Here is a 15157-nt window from a genome sequence, read left to right on the forward strand (position 1 = left end):
AAGCTACAACTAGGTTTAGCGAAAATGTCTATGGGAGGTTAGAGGTTTGAAAAGAGGAATTTTGTCCCTCGGCGAAGCACTCGTCGATTTCATCCCATTGGATGATGACAATACCAATTATCAGAAAAGCCCTGGAGGTGCCCCGGCGAATGTAGCAGTTGGTGTAGCGAGATTAGGCTTGCTTTCCACTTTTATCGGTAAAGTAGGAGATGATGTGTTAGGGCATTTCCTAATGGAGACATTAACAGGATTTAACGTGAATACGAACAACATGATCCTGACACCAGAAGTACGGACTGGTGTTGTTTTCGTGACGAACAATGAGGATGGAGAAAGAAGTTTCGATTTTTATATCAATCCTAGTGCTGATTGGTTTTTGCACAAGGACGAAATAAATACAGAACTCTTCAAGGAAAGTAAAATCCTCCACTTCGGTTCCATTTCGATGATCAGCAATCCTGCTAAAGATGCGACAAAGTGCGCCATCAAGCTTGCGAAAGAAAATGGAATGATGGTGTCATATGATCCTAACCTTCGAATGGCTTTGTGGGATTCTGAAGAACAGGCACGTGATACAATTATGAGTGTACTGAATGAAGTCGATGTGCTGAAGGTATCAGAGGAGGAGCTCTCATTCCTTTCGGGTGAAACGGATATGGAGAGTGGCATCGAACAGCTGAGAAAGACATATGACATACCACTCATTCTTGTCACTCTTGGAAGTGAAGGAAGTTATGTACATACAACGGACGATCAAGCTCACATTCCGGCCATGAATGTAAAAGCGATCGATACGACGGGAGCAGGAGACGCATTCGTTTCCGCTTTCCTTTATTCCTTGCATCAATATCAAGGTGAGGTACAATCAATTACAATTGAAGAGGTTACCCAGATGGCTCAATTTGCAAGCGTATCTGGAGCATTAGCCGCTTCTACGAAAGGTGCAATGACAGCTCTCCCTACTTTAAAAGAAGTATCCGAAATATTGGATGGAAGATGATTCAATTCAAAAAAAGGTGACACGTATCGTGTCACCCTGTTTCATATTCCATACGCTTTGGTTACTGGATGTCATCTTTATACTGCATGTATACGACATGAGTGACTAAGAAATCTTCTAGTCCATGTTTCCCATCTGCGCCTCCTAGTCCTGACTTCTTCATACCTGCATGATATCCTTGCACAGCTTCAAAGTTTTCGCGATTCACGAAAGTTTCACCGAACTCCAACTCGTTGGCAGCTCGCATCGCTTCGTGCACATTTTCCGTATAGATGGAAGAGGAGAGGCCATAATCGGTGTCATTAGCCAATTCAATTGCTTCATCAAACGTTTTGTAGGTCATAACAGGGAGGACCGGTCCGAAAATTTCATCTCGCATGATTTCCATATCCTGCGTGACATTGGTGATAAGAGTGGGCTCATAGAAGAAACCTCTCTCTACATCAGCTGGTTTTCCACCGGTAAGAATTTTTGCACCTTGTTCTTTGGCACGTTCGACTATTTCATGGACGGTTTCAAGGCGGTCCTTACTTACGAGTGGACCAATGTCCGCTTCGCGATCTTCCGCTGGATTGCCATATCGAACTTCACTCAAGGCTTTCGTCAGCTTCTCTATGAATGTATCCGCTACTTTTTCGTGGACATATACGCGTTCAGCATTGGTACACGCTTGCCCGGCATTAACGATTCTGGACAGCTTGATGTTTTCTACAGCAAGATCCAAATCGGCATGTTCGGAAACAATCGCTGGCGCTTTTCCGCCAAGTTCCAGATTCATCTTCGTGATATTCTGAGCAGCAGCCTCCATGATTTTCGTACCTGCTCCGATACTACCTGTCATAGAAACCATGCGCACCTTTGGATGGGAGGCCATCGCATTCCCAATCTCTGACCCTTTCCCGGTCACAAGATTATAAACGCCTGCTGGAATATCCATTTCTGAGATGATACGGGTAAATTCAACTGCTGTATTCGGGGTTTGTTGACTCGGTTTTAAGACGATTGTACATCCTGAAATCAGTGCAGTTGCCACTTTTCGTGCCAATATAAAGACAGGAAAGTTCCAAGGCACGATACCTGCAACCACGCCGATTGGCTTGCGTTTGATCAATATGTTTTCATTCGGCCGATCGCTCGGTAATATTTCACCTTCAATTCTTCGCGCCCATTCGGACATGTATCGGAAATAGTCGATCGCAAGTTCCACTTCAGCAGACGCATGCTCGTAGCTTTTTCCTTGTTCTTCTATTAAGAGCTCGATGAATCGTTCGCGTCTCGCTTCCAACTCATCACCGAGCTTACGAACGATTTGACCCCGTTCATTGGAAGGGACCTTAGCCCATTTCTTTTGAGCATTGTATGCCGCCTCAATGGCTTTATTTGCATCCTCTTCGGTTCCGTTCGGTATACGAGAGATCACCTCTTCGGTAGCAGGATTGATCACATCTATCGTTTCATTTCCTGTGGATTGCACATATTCTCCATTAATATAAAGTTGATGTGTCTGCAAAAGCGCTTCCTCCCTAAATAAAGTTACTCTGTACCTTCCACTCCGGGGTGTGTGCTAAACATTTCATGCTCAAGGAGGAGAATGATAGAAGTGAAACGAAAGAAGATAAGAGCCAATAGGCAAAGAAGGGGGCGCAGATATGAAATTTAAAGTCTCAAAAAATATCGGTTTCCAAGTACATAATGTTTCAGAAGCCCAATCGTTTTATGAAAGAGTCCTAGGCTTTCAGCAACCGCGTAACAGTGTTGTAGACGAAGTTGAATTCAGAACTTTTCATAACAACATTTTTCTCATTGATGGGGAGGAAAACATGGGACCTGTCATGGAGTTGATTGTTGAGGATTTATCAGAGGCGAAGGATTACCTCGTTCATAACGGTTGTGCCATTGTCCGATGGGAAGGAAAAGGGAAAGACTGCTATGTGAGGGACCCTTACGGAATGGTATTCAATGTATGGGAAGATAAAGGAGGAGCAGAAAATGTATGAATTGAAAACGAAAGAAAATGACAACAGTGTCATCGAGTTCATTGAAAATGTAGAAAGTCCGAAGAAAAAGGAAGATGCCTACCGACTATTGGACATTTTTACGGAAACGACAGGTTATAAAGCGAAAATGTGGGGGCCTAGCATTATCGGCTTCGGCTCGTACCATTACAAATATAAAACAGGACATGAAGGAGATGCACCACTAGTCGGATTTTCTCCAAGAAAAGCAAAAATCAGCCTGTATTTCGCTACTGGTGATGATATAAAACGCGAGGAATTACTAAATCAATTCGGAAAGCACACCTCTGGGAAAGCTTGTGTGTATATCAATAAAGTGGCAGACATCGACGTAGATGTACTGAAAGCACTTATCAACCGGTCCATAGAATTCTTAAGGGAGACCTATGAGGTGAGGAACTAAAGGGTCCGAATATAACAATAGAGACACCTTATCTGTACAAAAAGAAACTGAATTTATTCCAGTTTCTTTTTTCTTTTATTCATAAGTTAGTTAATGTATTCAACTTCATCCATATTTTGAATAATGCTGTCGGGATAACGTCATCCTAACAAGCAGGAAGTTTTATCTTTTGTTGAAAGTGTATTATCATTTCCACTCAGAAGGAGGTTTTGAATCATGAAAGCTATCGTAATTGATCAATATGGAGGAAAAGAGACCTTAAAGGAAAGAGAGGTCGAAAGACCAACGATCAATGATGAACAGGTGTTAGTGGAGATTCATGCAACATCCATCAACCCTATAGATTGGAAGGTAAGAGAAGGCTATCTTAAAGATATGCTACCATTCGAATTTCCGTTGATTCTTGGCTGGGATGCAGCGGGTGTAATAGTGGAAAAAGGGAAAAATGTCACTGGGTTCAATGTTGGAGACCGGGTTTTCACAAGACCTGCTACAACCAACCAAGGTACTTATGCAGAATACGTGCCAGTTGAGGAGAATCTACTTGCGCATATGCCTGAGGAAATGAGCTTCGAAGAAGCCGCTTCCATTCCTCTTGCAGGACTGACGGCCTGGCAATGTTTAGTTGATTTCGGTAAAATCAAGGAAAACGATAAGGTTCTTATTCACGCTGGTGCTGGTGGTGTCGGTAATTTCGCTATTCAGATTGCCAAAAGTTACGGAGCATATGTAGCGACAACGGCCAGTGAGAAAAACCATGAGTTCTTAAAGTCACTTGGAGCAGATCAAGTGATTGATTATAAGCATGCAGATTTCTCTGATATTCTTCAAGACTTTGATCTCGTTCTGGATTCAATTGGCGGAGAAGTTCAATCCAAGAGTTATGAAGTCTTGAAAGAAAATGGAAAGCTTGTATCGATCGTACAACCACCTAACGAGGATGAAGCAAATGAACATAAAGTCGAGGCAGGGTTTGTATGGTTGGAACCAAATGGAGATCAACTGCAAAAACTTGCAGAATTATATAAAGCAGGTCAATTAAAACCGATCATTGGGGAAGCTTTTGATTTCACAGAGGAAAACCTTCAAGAAGCACATGCTCTTAGTGAAACGCACCATGCGAAAGGTAAAATTGTTATCAAAGTAAAGTAAATTTGCCGTTTGCACCTCAACATCCAAAACATCAACTGTTTGGTCAAAGCAGTTGATGTTTTTTAATTCAATCAATCCAAAAATGTCATTTAAATCCACATACTAGATACTAGAAGTATAAAAGTAATTTATGTTGACATTTCTGCATAATGTTAATGGGATTATTTTCTTTTCTAGGGGGTGTAGAAATGCCTTTTCCGAATACTCGTCAATTTACCCCTATAACAGTAGGTGGTAATGATTATGCAGATGTGGTGAAGGATATCAATCCCGCAGGTACGGATATTGTAGGGAACGCAATTTTCCCTTCTTTTTACTTCGCTTATGATACTGTTAACGTCTATTTTCGAATGCGTATCCGTTCAGATCCACGAAACAAGGCAAAAACTTCGTTTGCGAATTACGCCTGGGGTGTCTTATTGAACACAACAGGAGTAGAAGGGACTTACGACTGGCTACTAGCTGTCAATGGACGTAAGAATAGAGTCAATCTTATTCAAAATGTCAAAAAGCGATTTAATTCCTGGACTGATCGAGCCGAGGGAACGAATGGGAGAGGAGAACCAAATTATTCACGACAAATCATCAACTTCGATGTGGCTCGTGTGTTGCAAGCTGACTCCACATTCGGAAACACTCAAAACTATTTTGTTGATTTCCTGATCCCAGCTTCCACATTTTTTTCTTATTTAGATGTATCACCAAACAGTCCTTTACAAATGGTCGCATTCACTGCAGCGAATAACAACAATTATAATAAAGACTCATTAAGAAGATCTGAAGACTATCAATTTAAAGATGCACTATCCGACCCGGTCACGATGGAAGATGGAAATGTAAGAGCTCGCCTCCAGATTACGAAAGAAATTGATTCTGGACCGAGTTCGCCGGTTGCAGGACAAAATGAAGAGTGGAGCGGCAGCATCACACTCACAAATGTTGGGAAAAGTCAGGCTACCATATTGAATGTGCTCGATATGGTCAATTTAGATGTGGTCTCCTCATTTAATGTCCAATCAACCACTCAAGGTTCTACTGCATATAACCAAGCTACCAAAACGCTTACATGGACGGTTGGAGATTTAGAGGCCGGTCAGAGTGCAACATTGAACTTTGTGGAAAATGGATTGTTCTATACTTCTGGTAATCAAATATTGAATTCAGCGACTGGTATTGGCTATGACTTGTTCACTGGAGGAGAGCTCATCCCTGTAACGACCGCTGTTTCAGTTGATGTCCAATCAACAGGTGGTGCGGCAGGAAATGCCCTTGACAATGTAGATGGGCTACCAGAAGAAAATGTAAATGTACGTCTACTATCTGGTGGAACCGAAGTAGCCGTGACACAAACCGATTTTTACGGAGATTATAACTTTACGAATATTCCTCCTGGAACGTACACGTTAGAATTTACGAAATCCAATTTTTCGACTGCGACAAGTAATATTCAAATAACCGAAGATAACGTGACAATCCTAAACCTTTATTTAGTTCCATTGTCCGGAGACCTACAAGGAACCGTAACTGCCAATGATGCAACCCCGATCAACAATGCCGATGTTTTCATAGCAAACAATATAGGGGGTGTTGTCGCTTCGACCACGACCTCTCCTACAGGGCAATATGTAATTCCGAACATACAACCTGGCCACTATGTCATAACCGCTACAGCAAATAACTTTCAATCTGCGTCAATCGGAGAAGATATCTTCCCAAATCAGACCACTACAACCAATTTTGTCTTATCACCTAACCCAGGAACCGTACAAGGAACCATAAGTGGCGATGGAAGTCCATTATCAAATGCCAATGTGGAAGTAATCGGAGCTACTGGGATCGTAGTAGCTTCTACCACTACAAATGGTATTGGGGAATACGTAATCAACAAACTTGCTCCAGGCTCTTATCGACTACGAGGAAGTGCTACCTCGTTCCAAACAAGGAATATCGGTTTCACAGTAGGATCTGGGGAGACTGAGGAAGTCAACATGAATCTGTTACCGAATCCGGGTTCACTAACCGGTACCATTACAGACGAGGATACAGGCGATCCATTATCAGAGGCTAGTCTGAAAATAACCGATGCCTTTGGTATCACAAACGCACATGCAATAACAGATATAAATGGACAATATGCCGTGGACTCACTCACACCAGGGAATTATGTCATTACCATTGCTGCAGATGGACGTGGAGCCAAAAACATCAGTGCATACATTGAGCCCGATCAGACGACTGAATTGAATGTCTCACTAAAAAAGTTGACAGGTGTTCTAACCGGAACGGTACGGTCGGATGGGCTACCGGTCAGTGGAGCCAAAGTAGATGTTGTGTCCAACCACGTGGTCATGGCCAAAACGTTTGCCAACTCAGATGGCACATATACCATCAGTGGATTGAGTCCTGGTAGGTACACGGTGATTTTCACAGCTGATGGATATTCAACTACTTCTCTTGGTGCCATCATTGAAAACAATGAAACGACTCTTCTCAATGCAAACATCAAAACGATTTTTGGCACGATTAATGGTTTAGTTACCAAAGAAAACGGTGATCCGCTTCCAGGTGCTGTTATCCTTGTGAATAATTCAGATTCAGATGTTCTCGTTGCAAGAATCCTCACCAATTCTAATGGTGGATATAATGTGAATGACCTCAATCCAGGCAGTTATTCTGTGACTGCATCCTTCACGAATTACCAAACACAACTAGGTGGAGCCATTGTTACTTCCGGAAACGAGTCACAGCTAAGCTTCTCACTTAAACCGAATCCATCTACTATCATAGGTTCAGTCATCAATATAGATACACAAGAGCCAATCAAAGGCGAATCCATCCAAATGCAATTGATTGATTCGAATGGAGTGGTATTGGCGACAACGTTTTCCAACATAGAGGGTGAATTCATTTTTGAAAACATCTTGCCGAATACCTACACCGTCAATGCGAGCACAGACGGCTTCCGTAGTTCGTATGCAAGTGTGAAAACCGAACCCGGCCAAACTACTTCGACACGTATCGGACTGGAACCATTACCTGGATTCATAACCGGTACATTAACAGACATCAACTCAGGGGATCCAATTGCTGGTGCGACGATTAATATCAGTAATGCACTTGGATTCCAAGTAGACTCTATGATTACGAGTACAGATGGGCACTTTTTGTCGATGGGTTTACCAGCGGGTATCTATACACTTGCAGTTGTTGCGGAAGGATACGAAACCAACCTTGTCGGGGAGATTGTTCCTTGGGGATTCACTAAAAGTATCGATATCCAGTTGACACCTAATCCAGGTTCCATCCGAGGGACCGTCACTCCAATTGCTGAGAATACAATCATACAGCTGATCTCAATGGATAACCAGCTCGTCAACTCTACTGCTGCAGATCCTACTGGTACTTTTCAATTCCAAAACCTTGCTCAAGGGAATTACATCCTTAAAGCCTCTGCGCTTAATTATTCAATAGCATGCACAGGCGCCTACGTAGAAACTGGTTCGGAGACGAACGTTTCACTGACCATCAAGCCTTCTCCTGGTTCAATCAGTGGTAATGTGATCAATGATCTCGGGACTGTCTTACCGAACGTTACGATCTCGTTATTGGATGCGAACGAAACACCAATTGCATATGGCAATACCGATATTGATGGGAATTATTATATAGGTAATGTTCCTCCCGGAAGCTATGCCCTCATTGCTAAATTGATGATGCACACAACGACCACAGGTACAGTTACCGTAAGTCCGGGGCAGGATGTAACGGATATAAATTTCAACATGGCTAGAACGAGAGGGACGATTTCTGGCGGCGTTTTTGATTTTACTTCTGGTAGTGTGATAACAGGAGCTTCCATTTTGCTACGTAACAGTCAAGGGATTCTCATCAAATACACGACCACCGATCAGTTCGGAAAATTCTTGTTCAGGAATATTGGGCCTGAGTCTTATACTGTCACAGCCTCAGCTCCCAATTATTCGACAGAGATATCAGGGGTGATTGTACAGAGTGAACAAACTTCGGGACTCAACATTGCTTTAAAAAGCTTAGTCGGAAACATTGCTGGGCAGGTCACTGATGACAAGGGAGATCCAATTGGTGGTGACAATGTACAAATCAAGCTCAAAGGAGCAAATGGAGAACTCTTGCAAGCACTGCTGGCTCAGCCAAATGGTTCTTTCATCATACCCAATTTGTCTGAAGGGACGTATTTCGTTACAGCCGCTTTAGAAGGTTATACTTCTAATCTCGTATCCGTCATCCTGACACCTGGTGAAATCAATAACATAAACATACAATTATCTCCTATTCTTACAACCTTATCTGGTACAGTAGTGGATTCGGAATCAGGAAATCCTATTACGGGAACAGCTGTTACTATTTCTTTAACGAAAAATACTGGCGTATTCGTGACGAACCAGTACCCTAGTGAAACTGGACTATTTTCATTCAATTCCTTATCTCCTGGAATCTATCTGTTGAACGTGAATGCAGAAGGTTACGGTAATCAAATCGTGACGGTAACAGTGCCTGAAAGTGGCACAGATATCGATATTGCCCTGACCAAAAATCCAGGAGCAGTAACGGGTTATGTGACGAACCAACTATCAAGTGACCCGCTAACAACTGCAGTCGTGACGGTCATCAATGCAGGGAAATCATTAGAAAACCACGTTGTGACCGATAGTTATGGCCAATTTACGTTTCCAAACCTTTCTCCAGGTTCTTACCGCGCGCTCGTCACGGCAGAAGGATTCTCAAGTCAAAGTGCAACATTCGTTGTATTATCCGATCAAACGACTTCACTGAGTTTCATACTGACACCAGAGCCAGGGAATTTGTTAGGTACCATTACAGATATTGTTACAGGTGCACCTATTCCTGGCGTCAATATCCAAGTGCGTTATTTGACACCTGCGGGTCCGGTGTATGCAAATACATTGACCGATGACCAGGGGAATTATCAAACACAAGGCCTCTATGCAGGTACTTATACAGTCATCGTGTTTGCGGATGATCGTTACGGATCCTCAAGCGCATCCGTCATGATACCAGCGAACGGTACACGAACAGTGGACTTTGCACTAGAACCGTTCCCATCTACAGTTGAAGGTACAATACGCGACGAAGCAACCGGAGAACCTGTACCGAATGTTTTCGTAAGATTGTTAGACATACATGGAAGCTCCATTCAAGTTATTAATACCGATATGAATGGTTTTTATCGTTTTTCGGGTTTCACATCCGGTCAGTATCTTATTTCCGCCATCTTTCCAATTTATCAGAGAGTTCAAATCTCTATAAATCCGGAACCTGGAGAGACTGTCATTGCAGATATTTTTTTCCAACCTGAACCAGGTAAAATATCGGGTCTGATACTGGATGCCGAGACAGGATCTCCTCTAGTCGGCGCTCAGGCTGAAGTGTATTCCCCCGGTTCAACCGTACCGGTAGCCAGAAGAACAGCAGGGGCAAGCGGAGACTTCCTCATTGAAGGAGTCGTTCCGGGGTCATTTACCATCACGGCTTATACACTTAATTACAGTGAGGAAATCAAAGGTATAATCGTTGAGCCGAACGGGATAACAGAAGTGGAATTTCAACTTGACCCTGACCCAGTGACCGTATCAGGAACGGTACTTGATGAGAATGATAATCCTTTAGCGAATGTCAGTGTGCGGATCATTGATGAAAACGAAGTTGAAATCGGAAATGGGATCTCAGATATCGACGGTAACTTTGCCATTGGAAATCTCCCGAGCGGTAACTTCACAATCATAGCAGGTATAGATGATTATGCAGAGTTTACTACAGGCATTTCTGTACAGCCGGGCGAAGAATATGATGATTTAAACATCCAAATGATCGCACTTGGAGGGATGTTCAGAGGAAATGTAACCAGTGTTGAAAGTAGTGAAGGGATAGCAGGAGTCCTCATTTCCATACTGACACCTGAAGGAATCCCCATCATATCAACCAACTCTGATCCAATCGGGAATTTCGTATCTCCACTGCTATCACCAGGTATGTATACAGTAATCGCAAGCTCGCCGTATTACGTCCAGGATGAAAAAGGCGTTATCATCGTTTCCAATCAGACGAGTGAAGTAATTTTCCAACTTGAAGGCATCGGCGGTTCGATTAAGGGAAGAGCGGTTAATGAAAACGGGAATCCTATTACAAATACTCCAATCGCCATTCGATTATTGAACAATAACGGGGCATTACTGCAAACTCTACAGGCGTTGATTGATGGAACGTTTGAAGTTCTGAACCTTTCTGCTGGGACATATCAAGTCAATGTCATTGCAGACACCTATCAAACGACAACAGTAGGAGCGAACATAAAAAACGGTGAAATTGCTGACCTGACAGTTCCGCTTACCTTAAAAGGCGGCACCGTTGAAGGAAGGATTGTATCATCCCAAACAGGCATTCCGATTCCTGGGAGTTTCATCGAAATCTTTGATGTCACGGGAGTGATCGTAGCTACCATTACGAGTGACCAGAATGGGGAATTCCTTCTAACAGATATTCAGCCAGGTGCGCTAAACTTGAAAGCAACTGCTCCAGAATTCAGCCCTTCCTCCATTGGAATTATTGTTGAACCTGGAGAAATATCGAACACCCAACTCACCCTCTCACCGATCACTGGTCTTTTATCAGGTACAGTCATGGATCCAGACGGCATACCGATCAGTAGCAGCACGGTGCAAATTGTTGACCCGACCAACACAACCGTCGCAACGTTCATTACAGATTTAGATGGATCTTACACCGCTACGCTTCAAGTAGATGAATATACCATATTGGCAAATGCCACTAATTTCGGGAGCAATTCAATTGCCGGGACCATTCGCGCAGATGAAGAAACAGTCGTCAATATCACCTTGACTCCAATTGGCGGAATACTAATCGGTAACATAATTGATGTTGATACAGAAACACCATTAACTGGGGCGTCTGTCGAAGTCAGATCAATAAGTCCGTTCGGACCAGTCATCAATAATGTTCTGACTGACAGTGAGGGGAATTATAACTTCGGAACACTCTCTGTCGGTACCTATACGATCGTTGTCACGAAAGACAACTATGGAGATAAAAGTGGCTCTGTTTTGATTGAGAATGGCGTAACACATACACACGACTTTTCACTTTCGCTCAATCCTTCCAGCATCAGTGGAACTGTTACAACCGGAAGTGTACCTTTAACGAACGTACTGATTAGGCTTGTAGACACCTCTGGGGCAAATGTGTTTGAGGTTCAAACAGATGAACAAGGGCAATACTTGATTGAAAATTTCAAACCTGGTAGTTACGCTTTGTTGGTCAATCATGTAGATTATCAGACTGGAAAACAAGGATTTACGTCACTACCTGGGGAAGCCATTAACCTTGATTTTGATTTGATAGCTCAACCAGGTAGTTTAATCGGAACCATTTTTGACGAAGAGGGATCACCACTTCCCGGTGCTCTCATCCAAGTCTTCTATGCAGACAGTTTGCAGCCTGCGAATCGTGCTATAACAGACCCTGAAGGAAGCTATGTCATTTCAGGCCTTGCTCCAGGAAACTATACATTAACAATGACATCATCAAACTATAAGACTTTCACAACAGGAGCGATCATTAATGCAAATGAAACGATAACGATTGACGGCTTCTTAGCACCAGATCCAGGCGTTATTTCTGGTACCGTTACGGGGACAGAAGGTCCGCTAGAAGGAGCGGCAGTGAAAGTCATTGATGTGAATGGATCGAGTATAGGTTCCGGTATAACAGATGGAGACGGCACCTTCTCCATTGGAAATTTACCAGTAGGAACGTTTGCAGTAACCATCCTTGCTGCTAATCATCATAGCATCTCACAAGGAGTCACCATTTCTCCAGGTGAATTTGAAACGCTTAGCTTCACCCTGGTTCCGGAACCAGGTTCAATTGCTGGTACGGTATTAGATGAAAACGGAACACCTATTTCAGGGACCGTCATTAATGTCCTCTTGAATGGTTTAATCATTGGTTCTAATTTAACAGATGAAAACGGCAGCTATTCGTTCCAGGATCTCCAACCACAGTCTTATCAATTAACTGCAGATCAACCTGGATATGGTATGGCTTCTATTGGCGCAGTCGTAATAAGTAACGAGACGGCTACAGCAAATTTCAACCTGCTTTCCATATTCGGAGTGATTAGCGGAACTGTTACAGATTCAGATGGAAACCCACTCAATAATAAAACCATTTATCTGAATGTTTTTGATCAAAATGACAGTTTCGTATATTCCGTACTAGCTCAACCCGACGGAACATTCTCAATTCCAGAGGTGAAGCCAGGAGATTATTTGCTGACAGTGACAACAGAGGGATATGAATCAAAAACCTCTGGTGTATCGGTCGAACCGGATGAAGTTACGGATTTAACGGTCCCGTTGAGTGTGTTAGGTGGCAATCTGTCCGTACAGGTCATTGAAGACGATACTAGTGTTCCTATACCAGGAGTCATTACCGATATTTACAATGAGACCGGAATTCCCATTACTTCTGGCGTTACAGATCAAGAGGGGAAGACTACGTTCGAGAAATTACCAGAAGGGCAAGTTGTCGTTTCAGCTGTAGCTCCAAACTATACCAATGCTTCTAAAGGAGCAATTATTGAAAGTGGCGTAACGAAAGAGACCACTCTTGCTGTTACACCGGAGACGGGAGAACTCCAAGGTACGTTAACCGCTCCGAGTGGAGAACAACTCGCCGGAGTCACTATACAAATCCTGGACTCTAAACGATCTGTTGTAACAACTGTATTAACCCAAACGGATGGCGGGTTTGCCGTGTTTGATTTAGCACCTGGAATCTATACGATGCTCATCAATCATCCTGGATATGAACAGCAGTCTCTTAGTGCATATATAGAAGCAGGTCAAACTTCAAGGAACAATTTGATCATTGAATCCGCACCCGGAAGTGTTGAAGGGATCGTTACGGATACAGAAACAGGCGCATTCTTGTCGAGGACGAATGTAGAACTGCGGCTCATCAGCCCATCAGGTCCGGTCATTGCATCCACGCTGACGGATTCACAAGGTCATTATCGATTCCTTGACATCACAAGCGGAAACTATACTGTCATCGCGACACACCGACTATATGGAGCTGATGCGGAGTTCATCTCAGTACAAATGAATTCAACGACATTTGCAGATCTACAACTCGCTAGGATAACGACAAGTATAAACGGAACGGTTCGAAATAGTGAAGGTGATCAACCCCTTCAGAATACACTTCTCAGAATTGCTAACCAAGGCGGGACTGTCATTGCTGAAATCCAGACGGATGTGAGCGGTAGATTTACTTATGAAGGACTTATGCCTGGTGAATACAGCATCGCAGCCCTTAATACAGACTATCGAAGTCAAATCGTTTCCTTCCTAGCTGAACCGGGGTCTCCAAGTCTTGTCGATTTTAATTTGCAAGCTTTCCCGAGTCAGTTTACAGGCACAGTAATAGATGCAGAAACGGAACTCCCAATCATTGGAGCTCTCGTAGAAGCGTATGATTTGTTAGATCGCCCAGTTGCGGCTGCGTTAACAAATATTAATGGCGTATATACGCTTCCTGCTCTAAATGATGGCACCTATACTCTCAGGGCATCCGCACAAGGGTATAGCTCTATGTCCCGCTTTTCGTCATTACTCGTGAATGACAGCAAAATTGAAAACTTCATTTTAAGCGTAAATCCTGCTTCTGTTTCAGGCAGTGTGACATCCATTGAGGGGCAACCACTGAATAATGCCACGGTAACGGTTGCAGATCAGAATGGGATCGTAGTCGGAAACACCTCAACGAATGAAAATGGCACTTACTTTATCGGCAATTTGCCTGCAGGGGTCCTTACGGTAACAGCAGATGCGGATGGCTATTTGACCGTCTCAATCGAGTTAGCCTTTGAAAGAGGTGAAAATAAGGACGGAATCAATTTTGCTTTAAGTCCTGGAGCGGATGGAGAAATTAAAGGGCAAGTGACCAACAGTAGAACTCGGGAACCACTTCCAGGGGTATTGATACAGCTGAACAACGAGAATGGGGCAGGAGTAGAAGAAGTTACGTCGAATTCGGAAGGCGTATACGCTTTTTCAGGAATACCGGCTGGTACTTATCGAGTTCGGGCGTCAAGGGATGGATACCTTTCATATAACACCACCGTCCAATTACGACCAGATGAAGAATTACTACTCTTGATCTCTCTTTCACCAGACTCACCAGCACCGGGACGAACGGGAGTCAATCAATATTACATCATTCTTGGTGGAAAGTATTTAACACTAGAAAATAGTGATACCTCACCAACATTATTCACTTTAGTTAACATGAATGAAGATAAAACATGCGCTACGTTTGCTTTTATAGAAATTGTAGACGGATCAAGAAAAACCCAATTGATTTTATTCGATTTATCACACGTGATTTTAGTACCTGTCCATTAGGTGACGATCGTGGAACGGAATGGAAAGAGACTGGTGGCTAGCCAGTCTCTTTCTTATGTTCAGAATAAGAAGACATGTATCGTACATCCTAACTCTATAAGCA

The 15157-nt window shown here is 43.1% G+C and carries 6 protein-coding genes; 5 read left to right on the forward strand and 1 reads right to left on the reverse strand.

What is annotated here, in order from left to right; translation table 11 throughout:
• The first annotated feature begins 46 nt into the window (after positions 1-46).
• Positions 47-1000 (forward strand): aminoimidazole riboside kinase, encoded by a 954-nt coding sequence (locus ACSVDE_RS07635; RefSeq protein WP_439300329.1) that lies wholly within the window; start codon positions 47-49, stop codon positions 998-1000.
• A gap of 61 nt (positions 1001-1061) precedes the next feature.
• Here the strand turns inward: ACSVDE_RS07635 and aldA are convergent, their stop codons facing one another.
• Positions 1062-2510, reverse strand: a complete 1449-nt coding sequence (gene aldA, locus ACSVDE_RS07640) for an aldehyde dehydrogenase (RefSeq protein WP_439300330.1) — start codon at positions 2508-2510, stop codon at positions 1062-1064.
• A gap of 139 nt (positions 2511-2649) precedes the next feature.
• Between aldA and ACSVDE_RS07645 the strand changes: the two genes are divergently transcribed.
• The 4 genes from ACSVDE_RS07645 (at position 2650) to ACSVDE_RS07660 (ending at position 15054) form a co-directional block, all read left to right on the forward strand.
• Complete coding sequence (locus ACSVDE_RS07645; RefSeq protein WP_439300331.1) at positions 2650-2997, forward strand: VOC family protein; 348 nt, start codon at positions 2650-2652, stop codon at positions 2995-2997.
• Positions 2990-3418 carry a DUF1801 domain-containing protein gene (locus ACSVDE_RS07650; RefSeq protein ID WP_439300332.1) on the forward strand — a complete coding sequence of 143 codons (429 nt, stop codon included), beginning with the start codon at positions 2990-2992 and terminating at the stop codon, positions 3416-3418. The genes ACSVDE_RS07645 and ACSVDE_RS07650 overlap by 8 nt, the downstream gene beginning before the upstream one ends.
• Positions 3419-3634: 216 nt before the next feature.
• Positions 3635-4570 carry an NADP-dependent oxidoreductase gene (locus ACSVDE_RS07655; RefSeq protein ID WP_439300333.1) on the forward strand — a complete coding sequence of 312 codons (936 nt, stop codon included), beginning with the start codon at positions 3635-3637 and terminating at the stop codon, positions 4568-4570.
• A gap of 188 nt (positions 4571-4758) precedes the next feature.
• Positions 4759-15054 (forward strand): carboxypeptidase regulatory-like domain-containing protein, encoded by a 10296-nt coding sequence (locus ACSVDE_RS07660; RefSeq protein WP_439300334.1) that lies wholly within the window; start codon positions 4759-4761, stop codon positions 15052-15054.
• Positions 15055-15157 lie beyond the last annotated feature (103 nt).

Source organism: Pseudalkalibacillus sp. Hm43 (assembly GCF_051842935.1).
GTDB lineage: Bacteria > Bacillota > Bacilli > Bacillales > Fictibacillaceae > Pseudalkalibacillus.